At 53.8% G+C, this 15,122-nt stretch carries 20 protein-coding genes; 17 read left to right on the top strand and 3 right to left on the bottom strand.

The features are described from left to right. Nucleotides 1-64 precede the first annotated feature (64 nt). Nucleotides 65-235 (bottom strand): hypothetical protein, encoded by a 171-nt coding sequence (locus Pla52nx_RS00170; RefSeq protein ID WP_342190312.1) that lies wholly within the window; start codon nucleotides 233-235, stop codon nucleotides 65-67. Between the two features lie 106 nt (nucleotides 236-341). On the opposite strand from Pla52nx_RS00170, the gene Pla52nx_RS00165 reads away from it, so the two are divergent. From Pla52nx_RS00165 to Pla52nx_RS00130, 8 genes are all read left to right on the top strand, one after another. Then, nucleotides 342-1,097, top strand: a complete 756-nt coding sequence (locus tag Pla52nx_RS00165) for a hypothetical protein (RefSeq protein WP_342190311.1) — start codon at nucleotides 342-344, stop codon at nucleotides 1,095-1,097. A gap of 102 nt (nucleotides 1,098-1,199) precedes the next feature. Next, on the top strand, nucleotides 1,200-1,844 hold the full coding sequence (locus tag Pla52nx_RS00160; RefSeq protein ID WP_146523620.1) for a hypothetical protein: 645 nt from the start codon (nucleotides 1,200-1,202) through the stop codon (nucleotides 1,842-1,844). A 1,020-nt stretch (nucleotides 1,845-2,864) separates the two neighbouring features. Then, nucleotides 2,865-3,338 (top strand): hypothetical protein, encoded by a 474-nt coding sequence (locus Pla52nx_RS00155; protein WP_342190310.1) that lies wholly within the window; start codon nucleotides 2,865-2,867, stop codon nucleotides 3,336-3,338. A 110-nt stretch (nucleotides 3,339-3,448) separates the two neighbouring features. After that, nucleotides 3,449-3,799 (top strand): hypothetical protein, encoded by a 351-nt coding sequence (locus Pla52nx_RS00150; RefSeq protein ID WP_146523617.1) that lies wholly within the window; start codon nucleotides 3,449-3,451, stop codon nucleotides 3,797-3,799. 91 nt (nucleotides 3,800-3,890) lie between these two features. Next, nucleotides 3,891-4,406: a hypothetical protein gene (locus Pla52nx_RS00145; RefSeq protein WP_146523616.1), complete on the top strand. Its 516-nt coding sequence runs from the start codon at nucleotides 3,891-3,893 to the stop codon at nucleotides 4,404-4,406. A 722-nt stretch (nucleotides 4,407-5,128) separates the two neighbouring features. Further along, nucleotides 5,129-5,707, top strand: coding sequence for a hypothetical protein (locus tag Pla52nx_RS00140; RefSeq protein WP_146523615.1), 579 nt, complete (start codon nucleotides 5,129-5,131; stop codon nucleotides 5,705-5,707). 56 nt (nucleotides 5,708-5,763) lie between these two features. Then, nucleotides 5,764-6,408 (top strand): hypothetical protein, encoded by a 645-nt coding sequence (locus Pla52nx_RS00135; protein WP_146523614.1) that lies wholly within the window; start codon nucleotides 5,764-5,766, stop codon nucleotides 6,406-6,408. Between the two features lie 109 nt (nucleotides 6,409-6,517). Continuing rightward, nucleotides 6,518-6,973 carry a hypothetical protein gene (locus Pla52nx_RS00130; protein ID WP_146523613.1) on the top strand — a complete coding sequence of 152 codons (456 nt, stop codon included), beginning with the start codon at nucleotides 6,518-6,520 and terminating at the stop codon, nucleotides 6,971-6,973. 153 nt (nucleotides 6,974-7,126) lie between these two features. Here the strand turns inward: Pla52nx_RS00130 and Pla52nx_RS00125 are convergent, their stop codons facing one another. Beyond that, on the bottom strand, nucleotides 7,127-7,816 hold the full coding sequence (locus Pla52nx_RS00125) for a group II intron maturase-specific domain-containing protein (RefSeq protein ID WP_342190309.1): 690 nt from the start codon (nucleotides 7,814-7,816) through the stop codon (nucleotides 7,127-7,129). 1,110 nt (nucleotides 7,817-8,926) lie between these two features. Between Pla52nx_RS00125 and Pla52nx_RS00120 the strand changes: the two genes are divergently transcribed. Further along, entirely contained in the window at nucleotides 8,927-9,355 is a 429-nt protein-coding gene (locus Pla52nx_RS00120; RefSeq protein ID WP_146523611.1) for a hypothetical protein, read from the top strand. Between the two features lie 135 nt (nucleotides 9,356-9,490). Continuing rightward, the gene (locus Pla52nx_RS00115; RefSeq protein WP_146523610.1) at nucleotides 9,491-9,838 is read left to right on the top strand and encodes a hypothetical protein; all 348 of its coding nucleotides are present in this window, start codon (nucleotides 9,491-9,493) and stop codon (nucleotides 9,836-9,838) included. Nucleotides 9,839-9,972: 134 nt separating this feature from the next. Here the strand turns inward: Pla52nx_RS00115 and Pla52nx_RS00110 are convergent, their stop codons facing one another. Next, entirely contained in the window at nucleotides 9,973-10,710 is a 738-nt protein-coding gene (locus tag Pla52nx_RS00110; RefSeq protein ID WP_342190308.1) for a group II intron maturase-specific domain-containing protein, read from the bottom strand. A 697-nt stretch (nucleotides 10,711-11,407) separates the two neighbouring features. On the opposite strand from Pla52nx_RS00110, the gene Pla52nx_RS00105 reads away from it, so the two are divergent. The 7 genes from Pla52nx_RS00105 (at nucleotide 11,408) to Pla52nx_RS00085 (ending at nucleotide 15,041) form a co-directional block, all read left to right on the top strand. After that, complete coding sequence (locus Pla52nx_RS00105; protein WP_146522976.1) at nucleotides 11,408-11,611, top strand: hypothetical protein; 204 nt, start codon at nucleotides 11,408-11,410, stop codon at nucleotides 11,609-11,611. Between the two features lie 117 nt (nucleotides 11,612-11,728). Then, nucleotides 11,729-11,899: a type II toxin-antitoxin system RelE/ParE family toxin gene (locus Pla52nx_RS32840; protein WP_146522977.1), complete on the top strand. Its 171-nt coding sequence runs from the start codon at nucleotides 11,729-11,731 to the stop codon at nucleotides 11,897-11,899. A 132-nt stretch (nucleotides 11,900-12,031) separates the two neighbouring features. Continuing rightward, nucleotides 12,032-12,442, top strand: coding sequence for a hypothetical protein (locus Pla52nx_RS00100; protein WP_146522978.1), 411 nt, complete (start codon nucleotides 12,032-12,034; stop codon nucleotides 12,440-12,442). A 173-nt stretch (nucleotides 12,443-12,615) separates the two neighbouring features. After that, a complete protein-coding gene (locus Pla52nx_RS32835; RefSeq protein ID WP_146522979.1) occupies nucleotides 12,616-12,846 on the top strand; it encodes an addiction module protein in 231 nt (76 codons plus the stop codon). Further along, nucleotides 12,824-13,126, top strand: a complete 303-nt coding sequence (locus Pla52nx_RS00095) for a type II toxin-antitoxin system RelE/ParE family toxin (RefSeq protein WP_146522980.1) — start codon at nucleotides 12,824-12,826, stop codon at nucleotides 13,124-13,126. Before Pla52nx_RS32835 ends, Pla52nx_RS00095 begins: the two co-directional genes overlap by 23 nt. Nucleotides 13,127-14,208: 1,082 nt before the next feature. Further along, the gene (locus tag Pla52nx_RS00090) at nucleotides 14,209-14,433 is read left to right on the top strand and encodes a hypothetical protein (RefSeq protein WP_146522981.1); all 225 of its coding nucleotides are present in this window, start codon (nucleotides 14,209-14,211) and stop codon (nucleotides 14,431-14,433) included. Between the two features lie 227 nt (nucleotides 14,434-14,660). Continuing rightward, nucleotides 14,661-15,041 carry a hypothetical protein gene (locus Pla52nx_RS00085; protein ID WP_146522982.1) on the top strand — a complete coding sequence of 127 codons (381 nt, stop codon included), beginning with the start codon at nucleotides 14,661-14,663 and terminating at the stop codon, nucleotides 15,039-15,041. The last annotated feature ends 81 nt before the right edge of the window (nucleotides 15,042-15,122 follow it).

The following is a 15,122-nucleotide window of genomic DNA, read 5'->3' as shown; positions in this document are numbered from 1 at the left end:
AAGTCTGCCGGATTTACAATGGAAACTTTCTCGTCGCCGCCCCGTGATCGGTGGCGTTCTGTCGTTACAGTGCTCGATCGTCGCGTGTCGATGTAGTGATCGACCAGTCGAATGAGTTGGCAGATCTTGGGGCCGACAGCATGTTGTTGACTTCGGCAACGCGTCCTCTCGCCGAACGGTTGTGCATGAGATCGTGTGCTGGCGATCCAGGATTCGTATCATCATCTGTTGCCATTGGAACACGTGTGACGGTCCGGCCTCAGCATTCGACTTCGACCACATCGTCGGCGGGGCAAAATCAGGAGCGGAATCCAGGGCTCGAATTGCAGTGTGGCCCGAGCATGCGATACAATCCAATGGTCGCATCCCGGCGGTACGGTGCCGCCTCGGAAGACGACAGAACCATGCGTTGGACCGAAGCGACGCATCGGGCGGATGAACATGGAAACCACAATGGCGTCGCTCGGTCAACGCCGCCGTTATCCGAAAGAGATGTGACAACGCATTCTGAAGACAAGCGAGATTCTCGAATCACCGTCGGTCGCCTTGTGGCGAAACTCGTCGTTGGAGTCGCGTGCTGCGTTGTGCTTTCACTCCTGATTGTGCCCGCGTTGCAGAATGCATCCAGCGCTACCGGCGAACTTTTCCCGACATCGCCGGACCAGTACCGGCGAATCGATACTGGACTCGGTGTTTCGATTGTTCGACCACAGTATTGGGACGTACATGACAACTCATTGCTGTCCCGAGCGACCGATCCGGACCAGTACAGCTTCTTTTATATGCGTCCTTACCAATACTTGAACCGTGCTGCCGGCGCGTCAATTTCTGTCCGCCGACTGGGGCAGAAACCCACTTTCGATGAGGCAGAGTTTATACCGCGGACATTTGCCGGACGCCCCGCATGGGAGGGCCTAGTCGTGAACTCGAGCAATCGGTTCAGCTCTATCCCGACTTTCTGCATTCATGTCGACGACGGCACCATTTGGTACACTGTTTCGTACTCGACAACGTTTTCAATGACTGAAATCCCTGACGGCACTCGCGAGTTTCTTGAATCGGTTAGGTTCGACTCCGATACAAAGGCAGGCGGATAACCATGCCATCCACCGAAGGACGGCATCGCGTGTTTACAAATGGAAAATCAACTCGCCGTCCTCGGTGATGGCGGACGTTATGCGCCAAAGAGGTGACCGCACATGGGACTTGCCGTCGAAACTGGAATGCTCGCTGACCTCATTGCAAATGACCCCGAAGGCGCGGAATGGACGCGCGAATCGCTTGCAAGGGTCAATGAGGTTCTCGCGGAAAACAACCTTCCGCAACACAATGAGCCTGAGCACCTCCCGAGGATGCATAATCGTGCTGCAACCCTAAGCTACCCGTACTCATTCTTGCATCACTTGCGACGCGTTTTTGCCCGCGTCACAAATGATCCAGACTGGATGCCTACGCCCACACCGGATGGAGATGACCCAGCCGAAGATCCTATTCTCGACGAAGAAATGTGTATGATGTCTAGCCACCTGTTGTGTCACTCCGACGCTGAAGGATTTTACCTGCCGATCGACTTCAACGACGTTATGATTGACGACAAGGATCAGGATCGCATTCCCGGCGGTCTCCTTGGTTCAAGTTATCGCTTGTTAGAAGAACTTGTGCGGATCGCCCCGAAGCTAGGCATTGCACTTGATGATGGTCAATTGTCCGATGCAGAGGCTGACAAGATCAACAAGGATTCCGAATCCGAAGAAGGGTTGTGGATCGAGAAGACCGTTTGGATTTCATTGTTCGAGGCCGCACGATTGAGTATCGAACACAAAACGGCAGTCTGTTTCGCATAAACGTCACCGCAAGTGTCGCATAACAAACCGTTGCACGCGGAGCCGCGGACCGCGCGGATTCAAAAATCAACCTCGTTCGCCGCGGCCCGGTGAACGGTGTCGATCAACGCGGCTAGCGATCGAGTGCAGAGTGGAGGCAAAGACGGAGCGGAGTTCTCGATTAACCCACGATCGAGTTGACCGGGTACAATAGCATGGAGCGACGCTGGTTCCGGCCGTCGCTCCTTGTACCGCGATGATCCATGTCGATGCACCCAAGCCGCGGGTGTTGTCGTTACGTACCACAAGAGACCACCGCCGCGGCTGGGTGATCTCTGCGTTCGTCGGACTAAGTGTCAGCGTATAGTTGTGATTCAATCGCCGTACCAACCACCGAGCGAACCTGCGGACTCATTCCCACTGTCGGAGCCACAACCCGAGCAATCAATCTCGTTAGCGTTCAGGACATCGCAATTTGTTTGCTACGGATGGCTCTTGATTCTGTTTTTGATGTGGCAGCAAGACGGACTGAATTTCCTGATCCAGAAAGACATTGGCCGATTGATATCGATCGTTACCGGTTGCACTACGGTCATCGTTACGGCGATATATGTCCGACAACGTCATCAGCTGATGAAACGCCGCTGCCTGACATATGCGATAGCCGCCGGACTCTTGCAACTTGGAGTCGTCAACACAATCGCCAATCACTCTGTTGATCGTTTTCCGATGTAATGGAGCTTTGTCGTTGCCGTCGGGAAAGCGTACAATAGTCCATGGGAGAACGGCGGTGGTCGCTCGTTTCACAATACAATGCCGACGAACCATCCCATGCAACGGAGCACGCGATAGGGCGTTTTGGCAGTGGTCAATCAACCTCGCGTGCCCGCTGATGGGCAACGTTCTGCCATTAATTAGATCTGCATGACCGATTCGCCAAAATCTGATGATCCCGCGGTCGCAATGGCTACGCAGCGCCTAAAGGAAGCCGTTCACACAGCGGCGACGTTCATGACCACGTTCTTGGGTCAGCCTGATCACGTGGCCGTGATTGTCGCAACTTCCAAGATGGACGAACTTGTTGGCTTTTTGGTCCGGCAACGGTTGCTCCCCTGTTCATCCAAAAAGGACGATTTACTCGATTCGGAACGAGGACTTGGCACATTCTCTAACCGGATTGATCTTGCATTCAGGCTTGGCGTGATTGACTCATCTCTCGTGCGAGCCCTTCATCTCTTTCGCAAGATCCGGAACGATTTCGCGCACGCATACGAGGGGCAGAATCTAAACGTTTCTCCACACCGCGACCGAGTGGAGGAATTGGAGAATCAAGCCAGAACCCATCCAAATGTCGAAGTGATTCGGAATGCTATTTCGACCGCTCCGATCACGCTAACCGACGAAAAAAAGTCGTTCATAATTGCCGCAACTTACGCGCTCGCAAAACTTGAGACTGCTAAACTACTGGTGCGGCAAGTTGATACATTTTCTGCTCCACACATCACGTTCCCATAGCGATGAGGCAGAACCATGGCATGAACCGAAGACGCGGAGTCGAGGTTTTTGGAAGTGGTGAGTCATTCGCCGCGTCTCGGTTATGCCCGCCGTTCGCCAGTAAATGAAACATGGAATTGGAATCGATCTTATTTTCAGCGTTTCTGACCCTGGCGACATTCGTCGTGATCGCGGTGGCATCTCTTCTCATTACAGGCCTAACGTCCACTCCGATAGATGGCCAACTTCAGCCGAAATTCTCGACTCGAACACAATATTGCGCGATCATCGCCTGCCTATTTATCGTCCCCGTGCTTCACTGGTTTTTCGATCCCTACCTGACGGAACAGGAGCAAGTGAATTCAATTCTCATTTCAATGAATCTATTGTTGGCGATATGCATGTTCACGTTGTCGCGTGATCGCAATCGCGATGGAACACCTGACATACACAGCCGCGATCGCACCGAAGACGAAAGATAGCCAAAGTTTCTTGGCAATGCAGCTTTCGGATCCATTAGAATGCAATGTGTCGTCGCTTTGCCCATCGAAGGCATCAGGGGCGAACAATGCCGTGCACACGAAGCCGCCGATCGCGCGGTTTGCCAATGGAGAGCGTTTCTCCGGCGGCTCGGTGACGGCTACCGTTACGCGAATGACTCGGGACGTTGGCTTGGCTCCACACGACACATCTGAGATGAACGAGTTCGCGACTGAGTCTCCGCCGCCGTTCGTCGTCAACGAGCCACCTTTCTTCACATCGAAGCATCGCAGTGTCCTGGACGCAACTATTCCGCTTGGCGTTGCAATCGTCGGTTCGGCACTGCTGCGACTTGGTGTGATTCCTGTTCGATTTGATCACTCAAGTCGCTTCACGGTTGTAACGTATGTGGGGCCACTCGCTGATTACGCTTCACTTTTCAATTGGACTGGCATACTGATCTCGCTACTCGCGTTCTTCGCAGCTGCAAGAATATTCCTGGGACGTATATCCCGGATCGGTGAATTCATTTGCCTTGCGACGGCAGCGGTGGCTACACTCAACATTTTGTGGTTCATTGCCTACTGGGCAATCGCCATGGATGATTGATCGTAAAACGCGGTGGGAATCGCGTAACAATCGGATGCACGACGAGTCGCCGAGTCGTGGTTTTTGAAGTGGAGGATCGCTCGCGGCGACCGCGTGATCCGTGACGTTACTCGACTGAAGAGTGTAGATGCAGTACCGACTCTCGACGCTGCTCTGGATCGTTCTTGGAATTGCTGTCGCGATATGCGTTTGCCGATCCATGCCGATGCTGACTTTGTCGTGTATTTTACTCGTGCCGCTTCCATTGCTGGTTGCGCATTGGTTTTCATCTCGCAATTCCACCTCTTCCATTCTCTTGCGACGACCGCGAACATGGGCGTGCGTCCTCTGCTTAGCGTGCGTCCTTTTTTACATTGGCATGACAGGCCCGTTATTTGCCATCTTTTGCCTTCCCGATCACTTCCCGCTACTGGCCAAAAGCTCGCGTCTCAAATCATGTGTTGATATGCTGTACACACCTCTGTCATGGCTTGAAAATGACTCCGGCGATAGCCACCTGTTGCTTCAATACCAATATTGGTGGTTGAGACTTACGATGGTCGTGATCGAGGCACCGGAATAGCGAGTAACCATGTGTTGGACCGAAGATCGCGATGTAGCGGTTGTTGACATGGAAGACACAAGACGCGATCTCGGTCAACACTACCGTTCCGCCAACGAGAATGGATACTCCAATGCGAATTGCTACTGCCTCGCTTATCTTCGCGTTGTACGCGTCCGCATTGTCGACCGCTCAGCAGATCGAAGACACGAACGGCGACGGTATCATCGATGAATCTGAAGAACCTCAGATGCCGAAGCTAATCGCATCAACACCGAAGGCGGAGCGGCAGAACGAACTAGTGCCCGGCATCTATGTCAACGTCTCCGAGATTCGTGGATTCCACACTTCATATCTACACGTTCGAAAACGTGATTACAAATTCTTCCTTTTCGCCTGCACGGGCGGGTTCACCGACGACGGAGAAATCGAGTTAACAGACGGCTGGTTCTCGGCGGGCGGCGACTACTGGCATCCAGACAAAGTAAACGGGCGCGATATTTTATGGCGCGGCGACGCATGGCGGGTTTGGACAACCGACCATAAACTTTATGACTACGGCGTTCTCGTGCGCGTCGAAGGCAATGATCCGATCGAGGTGTTGAAGAATCCTCCGTCGGTGTCCGATCTTTACGACGCCGATACAAAGACGAAAGTTGGCGAATGGAGGGACCCGTTCATATTCGGAGCACGCGACTTGAATCGGGAGAAGAAGGCGGAACCAAGCGATGCACCCCAGTCGCGGAGCCGAGCGTTTTGACAATGGAAAATCTTTCGCCGCGACGGGGTGATCGCGGTCGTTCGCCCAACGAGTTGATGCAGCCTCAACAAGCAGTCGCCAGCCAACTGTCGTTCACCCGGCTTTCGCGAAGTGGTTATTACTACTGCGATCGCTACTTGTTGGTAGAGGACGTGCGTGCCTGGCAGCTTGATTTCGTAGCTATCCCTTGGTTTCGCTTGCTCGGATACTCGTTGTTGATTGGAACACTGTTCCTTCTCTTCGGTTTCGCCGCCATTGAGCTAAATTCCGAACCAATCCCGTGGGGCGTGATTGTGTTGGGTTCGGTAATTATCCCAGCTCCCTTTTATTTCCCGATCATCCGTAGAGCTGCAACTCGTCGATATCGTCCATTTCTGTTGTATTCCAAGAACACGGCATCGATTTGTCTATTCGGTGGCAAACAGACAATTCCCTTAGATGATGTACATGCCGTCGTTGATGCGACCTTCTCGGACGATGACGGGGATTCTGTTTCGGAAATTCAACTATCAATTGCCAACGGAAATGGATTGACGTCGCTATGCCTCGTGTCAACGCTAGGGGGAGCTGAATCAGATCTAAGGCAAGTGGCTCAGGGAATTGCAGATGCAATCAACCGTCCGCACATCACATTCGATGATCGGGTTAGAATACGTCGTGAAATGGGCGAACCAGCGGATGCACGTGAGTCGCCGAGTTGAGTTTTTTGAAGTGGTTAGTCGTTTGCGGCGACCACGTGATCCGCACCGTTATCGCACTCTGAGTCCCATGCTTCCTACAGCTGCTGACGTTGAACCACGGATTCGCCAATTGCTTCGCGATCCGAATGCAGTAACCGAGGATGACCTTATCGTGCTTGGTGGAGCGCTACTGCTTTGCCTTCGTGACGACCACAACGGGATTTCGGTCGATTACGCTGAGATGGCTGACGGCGCTGATTTGCAGCAGGACGTGACCGAGGCTCTCACCAATCTGCCCGTCTCGCCGACAAATCCGACAATTGATCCCTTGCTGGCAACGTTCACGCGCGATGACCAATTCTACGAGGCAATGCACGCACTGCTTGCAATGACGATCCCTTTAGCCACGACGAATGGGGCTGATCGGGCAGCACTTGGTCCAACCCAAATATACGTTTTGACACAACTGGCGGCGGCGACAACAATTTGGGATTGTGACATGACGCTTCATGATCTTTTGGCCGAACGCGGGCTTCCAACAACGAAGAACAAGCTCAACTTCATGCTCGCCGCATTAGGACAATGAAGCGATAACAATGCCGATCGGGATAGGGGCCCGGTTGCCCGGGACCCCTCCCACAACACCTAGCATGCGGGTCCGCACTAGATCGATGAATACAGTGCGTTTCGCCTCAAGGATGCAAGCGATAGCCAGCACTCTTCAAGAATAAACAAGCCCTCAGCGGCCAGATACTCGTTGGATAAAGCTCACTGGACACCTGACGTCGTGGAAAGACGCTCTGCCTGCCAACCAACACGAGCCCTTGCCGCTCATCGCAAAGCCACGAGCGACACGATAAGACACGCCCAACGACATCAGATTCTTCAGACGGGTCTTCGATTTCCGCCACTGTTTCCAGTAACAGGCGCGTACCCGACGGCCTGCGTTGATCAGTTTGGGGCATTTGTCCAAGTTGGTGAACGTTGTCTTCATTTGATCCAACGCGAAGTACCCTAACCAGCCCCGTTCGTAGGATGCGAAAGCCTTGTAACGCGATTCCATCGAGACGCCTCGGTTTCTACGAAAGATCTCCGAGGCACGCTCTTTGAATGCCTTCAGCTTCTTACCACTGACTCGTATTTGGCCGCCGTAGCCACGAAACTCATAGCCCACGTACTCAAGCCCATCCGTTTTGCGGATGTTGCTCTTGTCGTGGTTGACGGTCAACTTCAATCGGTCGGTCAAGAAGCGTTCGATGCTCCCGTACACACGCTGCGCCGCCGCTTCGGTCTTTGTGAAAATCACGAAGTCGTCCGCATAGCTGTTACCATTCGTTCGATTTGACCAGACTCCAACCGGCCTCGTGCCGGTGGTGAATCCGACTGACTGGCTACGACACCGCAGGCCAATCGAACCCCATCTCCCCACTGGCCTCGTGCCGGTGGCAAAGGGACCAACGCGACTTGAGATGGCCAGTGATCGTCCTTGCTACCACCGGCACGAGGCCGGAGGGGAGCCAAGAGAATCGACCGCTTCTTTGTAGCACATCAGTCTTGCTTCCACCGGGTCAAGCCCGGATGGAGAGCGAGGAAGCGTCAAAACTCATCGGTGGTTCGTTCCTTGTCTTGTGACGTTCGGGCCTTTCTGTCGCCGTTGGACTCGGCGGATCACTCCTATGCCTTCTGCTGCCGACTTCGATCGTGGGTTCGTGTTACTTTGTAGCTCATCAGTCTTGCTTCCACCGGGTCAAGCCCGGATGGAGAGCGAGGAAGCATCAGAGTTCATCGGTGGTTCGTTCCTTGTCTTGTGACGTTCAGGCCTTTGTGTCGCCGTTGGACTCGGCGGGTCACTCCTATGCCTTCTGCTGCCGACTTCGATCGTGGGTTCGTGTTACCACGGCCCACCCCGCGTTGGAGCAAGCTCTACTAGCGGCCGCAGGATGAAGCCCTCCCCAAATAAGGGACGTCCGTTTGGTCGATGGGGGCCATCGATTTTCACGGACACGTGATCTGTTCCCGTCACTGTATTCATTGCTTGTTGGGCCACATCTACCTGTGCCCTGCTTTTCCGGTTCGGTTTCGCTGTCAGCAGCCAGTTCACCTAGGGTCATCGGCCTCAATGTGATTTCTGTACCACGTTGCTGCATGCTGCGCGCGAACCTGACGGGTCTTGGCGTGGATGTGGACGGCACGAGTAGCCGTGGGAATTCTGTCCGATTCAGTTCTCGTCGAACCGCACGTTCCTCAGGCCAGAGCCATCTTTACGAGCACATCCGCAGGCTTCCTCCCCACGGTTTGTCACCTTGTGCGCAGTTGCCCTCGCCTCGTACTGTCTTTCGTAAGAGTTACATTTGGTATACTGCCTCGTGTTGAAAGTAACCGGAACTAAGTACAGGGGACTTTCACCCCACAAGATCACGCCCATGTTGGGCGTACTGCACCCAAGCCGCGGGTGTTGTCTTTCCATACCACAAGAGACCACCGCCGCGGCTGGGTGATCTCTGCGTTCGTCCATCACGCGTTGCCGTTCGAATAATACATGACTGCGAATCCCTTTCTTCACATTCGATCAGCTAAGCTGCGAATTTTGCCGGGCGAGGATGACGAGCTCGTGAACGAAGGCATGTATGGCAAAGCGTGTGCCCAATACCTGCAAACAAGTTTGGCGGGTCGCGGTTATTCCGTCCCCTTCGTCGTCTGCGAAGATTGGGGATGGTGGGTGGACGTCAAGGGATTGGATTTCACATGTGGGATCGGAGTTTACGGTATTCAAATCGATGATTCGGGTGATCTGGATCTTTGCGTGACTGTACTCACCCCTAAAGGTAAGAAATGGAGCTGGACAAAACTACGATCTATTGACACGTCCGCCGAGGTTGACAAACTTCATGAGACGATTCGAAGCATTTTTGAGGACGATGTTGACGTCACGATCGTTTGTGAATCCCCTGACTTTCCGTTAGAATAAACCGTGGTCAGCTCAAAGAGTGCGGACGAACAAAGCGATGCACGCAAGTCGCGGGTCGGCCGCGAATTTGAATCATAGTTTTTTGGCGGCGACTGCGTGATCGCCAGCGATCGTCGCTCCAAGAGATGTCATCCCATGCAGCTGACAACTGAAGAACTGGATCCGATCGATGACGTGACCCAGGAAGTCCTTCGCGAGATTCTCGAATCCGACGTCTTCGGCAAGTTCGCCATTCTCGCAGATTCCGAAACGTCGTTCATTCAAGCCGCAAGCGACTGGCAGCCGACCGATGAATGCAGACAATTCCTGAAGCAAAATGATTCCGATCCTTGGATACTTGAATACCACGCTGGAGACACGAACACTCATTTCCGGGCCAACGGTTACAAAACGCTGAATGATTTGATTGACACATTTACGCGATACTTGATCGGCGATGATTCATGGCGAAGCAACATCGATTGGCAGATCGCAAACGTGTAGAATGGCCTCACAACCGTAACTCGAAACCGCGACGAACAATCGCAATCGGGATAGGGGCCCGGTTGCCCGGGACCCCTCCCACAACACCTAGCATGCGGGTCCGCACTAGATCGATGAATACAGTGCGTTTCGCCTCAAGGATGCAAGCGATAGCCAGCACTCTTCAAGAATAAACAAGCCCTCAGCGGCCAGATACTCGTTGGATAAAGCTCACTGGACACCTGACGTCGTGGAAAGACGCTCTGCCTGCCAACCAACACGAGCCCTTGCCGCTCATCGCAAAGCCACGAGCGACACGATAAGACACGCCCAACGACATCAGTTTCTTCAGACGGGTCTTCGATTTCCGCCACTGTTTCCAGTAACAGGCGCGTACCCGACGGCCTGCGTTGATCAGTTTTGGGGCATTTGTCTAAGTTGGTGAACGTTGTCTTTACTTGATCCAACGCGAAGTACCCTAACCAACCCCGTGCGTAGGATGCGAAAGCCTTGTAACGCGATTCCATCGAGACGCCTCGGTTTCTACGAAAGATCTCCGAGGCACGCTCTTTGAATGCCTTCAGCTTCTTACCACTGACCCGTATTTGGCCGCCGTAGCCACGAAACTTATAGCCCACGTACTCAAGCCCATCCGTTTTGCGGATGTTGCTCTTGTCGTGGTTGACGGTCAACTTCAATCGGTCGGTCAAGAAGCGTTCGGTGCTCGCGTACACACGCTGCGCCGCCGCTTCGGTCTTTGTGAAAATCACAAAGTCGTCTGCATAGCTGTTACCATTCGTTCGATTTGACCAGACTCCAACCGGCCTCGTGCCGGTGGTGAATCCGACTGACTGGCTACGACACCGCAGGCCCAAAGCAACCCATCTCCCCACTGGCCTCGTGCCAGTGGCAAAGGGACCAACGCGACTTGAGATGGCCAGTGATCGTCCTTGCTACCACCGGCACGAGGCCGGAGGGGAGCCAAGCGAATCGACTGCTTCTTTGTAGCTCATCAGTCTTGCTTCCACCGGGTCAAGCCCGGATGGAGAGCGAGGAAGCGTCAAAACTCATCGGTGGTTCGTTCCTTGTCTTGTGACGTTCGGGCCTTTGTGTCGCCGTGGGACTCGGCGGGTCACTCCTATGCCTTCTGCTGCCGACTTCGATCGTGGGTTCGTGTTACCACGGCCCACCCCGCGTTGGAGCAAGCTCTACTAGCGGCCGCAGGATGAAGCCCTCCCCAAATAAGGGACGTCCGTTTGGTCGATGGAGACCGTCGATTTTCACGGACACGTGATCTGTCCCCGTCACTGTATTCATTGCTTGTTGGGCCACATCTACCTGTGCCCTGCTTTTCCGGGTCGGTTTCGCTGTCAGCAGCCAGCTCACCTAGGGTCATCGGCCTCAATATGATTTCTGTACCACGTTGCTGCATGCTGCGCGCGAACCTGACGGGTCTTGGCGTGGATGTGGGCGGCACGAGTAGCCGTGGGAATTCTGTCCGATTCAGTTCTCGTCGAACCGCACGTTCCTCTGCCGTTCGTTGCTCAGTCAGCGTTTGGCTGATACACTTGTTGGAACGGAGAATCAATCATGGCCAACACTGAAAAATCGCTCGTAAAATCTGCTGCTAGAGAGACGCTCGAATCGCTGCCTGACGATGCGACTTGGGACGACGTGATTTACCGCATGTACGTGCGACAGAAGATTGAGGCCGGCCTAGCAGACGCAGAGGCAGGCAATCTCATTAGCACAGACGACGTGCGGCGTCGACTCGGACGCTCCGATGAGAGTTAGATGGACAACCTATGCAACGGACGACTTGATCTCGATCCAGGACCATATTGCGAGGGATTCCCGTCAATATGCGGTCGTGGTCGTTGATCGCATACTTCACCGCGTGACACAGCGGAAATGTTCCCTGAATCTGGGTCGATAGTTCCTGAATATTGCTGGGACGACGTACGGGAGGTCTTCGTGCATTCCTACCGGCTCATTCATCAACTCCACGGTAACGAAATACGCATTCTGACTGTGTGCCATGGTGCAAACCCGCTTCCTCCAACACCACCAGAAATCCGATAACAAAGCGTTCGACCGAAGCCGCGGTGGCTAGCGTTTTCCCTATTGAAAATCACTCGCCGCGGCATTGGTCAACGCGGACGTTCGTCGTCAACGGGCACGCATCATCACAAGAGCGTACCTTGGAGCCGCAGCGTGACTCACCAAACAGCCATTGTTTCCAGCATCGAAGCGTATCTCGCCTGTGAAGACGACACGCCGGAAGATCGCGCCGAACAAAACGCTGAAAGAAACGCACGGCTCTTACGGTTTCCTCACGCTGTCATGTTGCAGGTGGCCTACCCAGAACTCGATTTTGCAAACCACTGGTGTTGGATGCAATTTGGCCCTGCCGATGGCCATTGCACGCAAAAACATTCGCAATACCGCGCATGCGAAATGGATGAGCCCCATTCGCACTCCGGATCATGGACGACGCATTGGTTTGTCAAAACGGAATACGATTTCGGATTCAACGAATGGTACTTTGCCACCCGAAACCAATACGATCAATTTGTTGCATTTTTGCCTGAGCTGAACTGGGGCGAAAACTTCCCCAAGTCATGAATCAACGACACAATCAAGACGACGAACAATCCGTTGCACACTGAGCCGCGGGCCGCGCGGTTTTGTGAAATCAAAGTCGTTCGCCGCGGCCCGGTGAACGGTCGCGTTCGTCCTTCACGCAGCCTTTGCCAAGTGTCGGCGTGCACGCTATCATACTCTGTGGAGGAAGACCAATGTCACTTGAGAGTATGCTAGCGTCACTTACGCCCGAAGAGAAGCTAAACGCGATGGACATCCTGTGGCGGGATTTATCAGCGAATCCTGCTCGCCTTTCCTCGCCCGATTGGCATGGCGATATATTGGCTCATCGGATCGCAAACCCTTCTAGCGTGCCTAGACTTCCGATCGATGCTGCCTTCGATGATGTCAGGGAGCGATTGAATGCACGTCGAGATCAGGGATGAGGCACGTGATGATCTCGTTGACGGTGCCATCTTCTACGGTGAACAGTCTGCTGATCTGGATCAGTATTTTCTGAAATGCCTGCGAGAAGACATCGAGAAACTCCAGTCGAGCGTCGGTATCCATGAGCAATACCGCGGTTTCCACCGATCACTGTCTGTACGTTTCCCTTACGCGATCTACTATTTGGTTTCTGAAGAGCTTGTAGACGTCGTCGCAATCTTGGATTGCCGTAGTGATCCAGCAGCGATCGATTCTCGACTCGGACGAACCAAGCCATGAACCCAAGTCGCCGATCTCGCGTTTACTTACATCAGAATCAACCTCGGCGACTGGGTTATGGCCGCCGGTATACTGCCATTCGTTTCAAGCTTCGTTTTCGTACCGGGGACTGGCTTCCCGAAGGAAGCGGCACCCCACAAGTTCACGCCCATGTCGGGCGTACCGTTGGACCGAAGTCGCGGATGGCCCTTTTTGAAATGGAAACCACAATGCCGCGACTCGGTCATCGCTAGCGTTGAACTTAATCGGCTCTCTGTTGGTTGAGTTTGTGAAGAGTCTGGCAGTGGATTGCTGATCGTTCTTCGGGGCAAGTCAGGAGTACGCATCCTTGCGGGGAAGGAGGCGTTGGCATCCTTGCCAACCAACTTCTTCTTGCATTCGCACACCGCGCCTTCTTTCTCCCGCCGCTTAGGCGCAATTGGCGGCTACCTTCTGTGACCGACTTCGCGGTCGGGGGAGTCGTGTTGGAGGAACGGCATCTTTGCTGTGTTGATACTGATGGTCTGGGCGTTGGGTCTTGGTTGTGTCGGCGGATTCGATTTCGCCTGCGGCTCGGCGTTAAACGAGATTGATGGTTTGGGCGTTGGGTCTTGGTTGTGTCGGCGGATTCGATTTCGCCTGCGGCTCGGCGTTAAACGAGATTGATGGTTTGGGCGTTGGGTCTTGGTTGTGTCAGCGGATTCGATTTCGCCTGCGGCTCGGCGTTAAACGAGATTGATGGTCTGGGCGATGGGTCTTGGTTGTGTCAGCGGATTCGATTTCGCCTGCGGCTCGGCGTTAAACGAGATTGATGGATTGGGCGTTGGGTCTTGGTTGTGTCGGCGGATTCGATTTCGCCTGCGGCTCGGCGTTAAACGAGGTTGGTGGCCTGGGCGATGGCTCTCGGTTGTGTCGGCGGATTCGATTTAGCCTGCGGCTCGGCGTTAAACGAGATTGATGGTCTGGGCGATGGGTCTTGGTTGTGCCGGCGGATTCGATTTCGCCTGCGGCTCGGCGTTAAACGAGATTGATGGTCTGGGCGTTGGGTCTTGGTTGTGTCGGCGGATTCGATTTCGCCTGCGGCTCGGCGTTAAACGAGATTGATGGATGACGGCGTTGATCCGATGATTGAGGAAGCGAAAACAGTCGAGATAGCGTCGGCGTCGCCTCAGAAAGAAGAATTGGTAAAGCAACCAAAGCCACTTGAACCTCGTGACATCGACTTGTATCGGCACCTTATTTCCGAATTGGATGAACCATCGGTTGCAACGGAGCGGCCGTGGTGCGTTTTTCCGCCTGCTCGCGAGTCGTTCGCCGCCGCCCCCTGATCCGTGACGTTCTGAGTTGAGCGTTGACAGCGTAACGAGATACACAAAATGAGATTGTTGCCATTCATTACATGCGTTTTCGCGGTTTCGTTGCTGTCCGCTGACGCTACTGCATTGGAGACCGCACCGCTTCGTTAGGATGTGAAGTCTCATCCTGGAGCGTTCGTTCCGTACGCGGCGTTCTCGATCAGACTCTAATCGTTGCACCTCAATTTTACGAGCAGAACGTGATTCCTGACGCAATCACAGATGGCTTGTTGTTTTGGAGGTCCAGCCCGTATCGTGGTTCGGCACGATCTGCAATGGGTCCCCACGCAAAGGCGATTTCACTTAGCGCCTTTGCCGTCGTCGACGAATGGTTAGAACGCCTTGTCGACAGCGGTAACTTCCCAAACGTTCGCGAGATTGTCTTGGTCGGGCATTCTGCTGGCGGTCAATTGGTGCAGAGATATGCAATGGTAGGCAAATACCAGCACGAAAAGATTCAATTTCGTTACGTTGTCTCTGCCCCATCGTCATACGCCTATCCCTCTGCCGAGCGTTACAACGTTTCAGAGAATAGTTTCTTGATTCCTACGCCAAAGGGAGGAACAAAACCGGCCGATTGAAGTTGCATGTCAAGAGCAACGTTTTGACAGCCCAGGGCAAGCCCGACGAAAGCAAGAAGTGTGAGAAAACGGTCGGTATCG

Origin of the sequence: Stieleria varia (assembly GCF_038443385.1) — a bacterium.
GTDB lineage: Bacteria > Planctomycetota > Planctomycetia > Pirellulales > Pirellulaceae > Stieleria > Stieleria varia.
This window is presented reverse-complemented; position numbering and strand designations above follow the sequence as displayed.

Coding starts and splice junctions, on each gene's coding strand:
- Pla52nx_RS00170 (WP_342190312.1), bottom strand. CDS start 235: ATGGCAACAGATGATGATACGAATCCTGGATCGCCAGCACACGATCTC.
- Pla52nx_RS00165 (WP_342190311.1), top strand. CDS start 342: ATGCGATACAATCCAATGGTCGCATCCCGGCGGTACGGTGCCGCCTCG.
- Pla52nx_RS00160 (WP_146523620.1), top strand. CDS start 1,200: ATGGGACTTGCCGTCGAAACTGGAATGCTCGCTGACCTCATTGCAAAT.
- Pla52nx_RS00150 (WP_146523617.1), top strand. CDS start 3,449: ATGGAATTGGAATCGATCTTATTTTCAGCGTTTCTGACCCTGGCGACA.
- Pla52nx_RS00135 (WP_146523614.1), top strand. CDS start 5,764: ATGCAGCCTCAACAAGCAGTCGCCAGCCAACTGTCGTTCACCCGGCTT.
- Pla52nx_RS00120 (WP_146523611.1), top strand. CDS start 8,927: ATGACTGCGAATCCCTTTCTTCACATTCGATCAGCTAAGCTGCGAATT.
- Pla52nx_RS00115 (WP_146523610.1), top strand. CDS start 9,491: ATGCAGCTGACAACTGAAGAACTGGATCCGATCGATGACGTGACCCAG.
- Pla52nx_RS00105 (WP_146522976.1), top strand. CDS start 11,408: ATGGCCAACACTGAAAAATCGCTCGTAAAATCTGCTGCTAGAGAGACG.
- Pla52nx_RS32840 (WP_146522977.1), top strand. CDS start 11,729: ATGTTCCCTGAATCTGGGTCGATAGTTCCTGAATATTGCTGGGACGAC.
- Pla52nx_RS32835 (WP_146522979.1), top strand. CDS start 12,616: ATGTCACTTGAGAGTATGCTAGCGTCACTTACGCCCGAAGAGAAGCTA.
- Pla52nx_RS00095 (WP_146522980.1), top strand. CDS start 12,824: ATGCACGTCGAGATCAGGGATGAGGCACGTGATGATCTCGTTGACGGT.
- Pla52nx_RS00090 (WP_146522981.1), top strand. CDS start 14,209: ATGGATGACGGCGTTGATCCGATGATTGAGGAAGCGAAAACAGTCGAG.